The 1,422-nt window shown below is 66.0% G+C and carries 1 protein-coding gene; it reads left to right on the top strand.

All coding sequences use genetic code 11. From position 1 onward, the window contains the following. The first annotated feature begins 123 nt into the window (after positions 1 to 123). Positions 124 to 1,320 carry an IS110 family transposase gene (locus ACFYX0_RS47845; protein ID WP_388982155.1) on the top strand — a complete coding sequence of 399 codons (1,197 nt, stop codon included), beginning with the start codon at positions 124 to 126 and terminating at the stop codon, positions 1,318 to 1,320. The last annotated feature ends 102 nt before the right edge of the window (positions 1,321 to 1,422 follow it).

Here is a 1,422-nt window from a genome sequence, read left to right on the forward strand (position 1 = left end):
TGGCCGCCCGGATCCCCACGACGACTCGGCCGCCGATTGGGAAGTGCGAATGTGTCGCTGTGTAGAGCAATGCCGGCGAGGTCGTCCGTGGTACGCAAGATTGGAACGACCTGATGGAGTGCGATGAGCCGGATATGGGCGGGGACCGACTGCGGCAAGACCCACCACCATTGCCTGGTCCTGGATGCCGAGGGCGACACGCTGCTGTCGCGCCGGGTAGCCAACGACGAGCCCGAGTTGCTGGAGCTGATCGGCGACGTTCTCGACATCGCCGACGGTGGCAGGGTGACCTGGGCGATGGACATGACCGGTGGTGAGCCCGCTCTGTTGATCGAGCTGCTGATCGCTCACGGTCAGGAACTCGTTTACATCCCCGGTTTCGCGGTGAACCGGGCCACCGACGGGTATCGCGGCGAGGGCAAGACTGATGCCCGGGACGCGAAGGTCATCGCCGACCAGGCCCGGATGCGCCGGGACCTGCAGCCGATCCGCCCCGGTGACGAGGCCGCCATCGAACTGCGGCTGCTGACCGAGCGCCGCTCCGACTTGGTCGAAGACCGAACCCGCACACTCAACCGCCTCAAGTCCCTGTTGAACAGCATGTTTCCGGCCCTGGAACGGGCCCTCGACATGGGAAGAGTCGGCGCCTTGGTGCTGCTGACGGGGTACCAGAGCCCGGCATCGATTCGCCGCACGGGCAAACGGCGCCTGGCGACCTGGTTGCGCAACCGCAAGGTCTACCGGGCCGAAGCCCTCGCCGCCAAAGCCGTCGAGGCTGCGGAGCGCCAGCACACGGCCGTTGCCGGTGAGCAGGCCATCTCCAAGATGGTGAACACCCTGGCGAGGGAGGTGATGGCCCTCAACGAGAAGATCACTGAGACCGACAAGCTCATCGAGGGCCGGTTTCGCGAACACGAACTCGCCGATGTGATCACCTCCCTGCCCGGCATCGGCACCACCCTGGGTGCCGAATTCCTCGCCGCCACCGGCGGCAGCATGGAGGCGTTCCCCACGCCGGACCGGCTCGCCGCGTTCTCAGGCGTGGCGCCGGCACCACGAGACTCCGGACAGGTCAGCGGTAACCTCCATCGCCCCAAGCGATACCACCGATCCCTGCAGCGTGTCTTCTACACTTCCGCCTTGGTCAGCATCCGATGTGACCCCAACTCGCGTCGCTTCTACGACAGGAAGCGACGCGAGGGCAAACGACACGTCCAGGCCGTGCTTGCCCTGGCTCGTCGTCGCGTCAACGTCCTGTGGGCCCTCATTCGTGACCGCCGGTGCTACACCGCCACGCCACCAGTCGCTCACGCGACTTGACTTCCAGATTGGGAAGCATCTCGATGAGGACGGCGGTGGTGAGGCGTTCGAGGGCGCCGGGGTTGGGGAAGATCTGGACGACGTCGACGCGGCGTTTGATCT

This window comes from Streptomyces sp. NPDC002573 (assembly GCF_042889625.1).
Taxonomy (GTDB): domain Bacteria; phylum Actinomycetota; class Actinomycetes; order Streptomycetales; family Streptomycetaceae; genus Streptomyces; species Streptomyces gibsoniae.

Bases quoted from the DNA above. Each gene is read 5' to 3' on its own strand.
- ACFYX0_RS47845 (WP_388982155.1), top strand. From the start codon at position 124: ATGAGCCGGATATGGGCGGGGACCGACTGCGGCAAGACCCACCACCAT.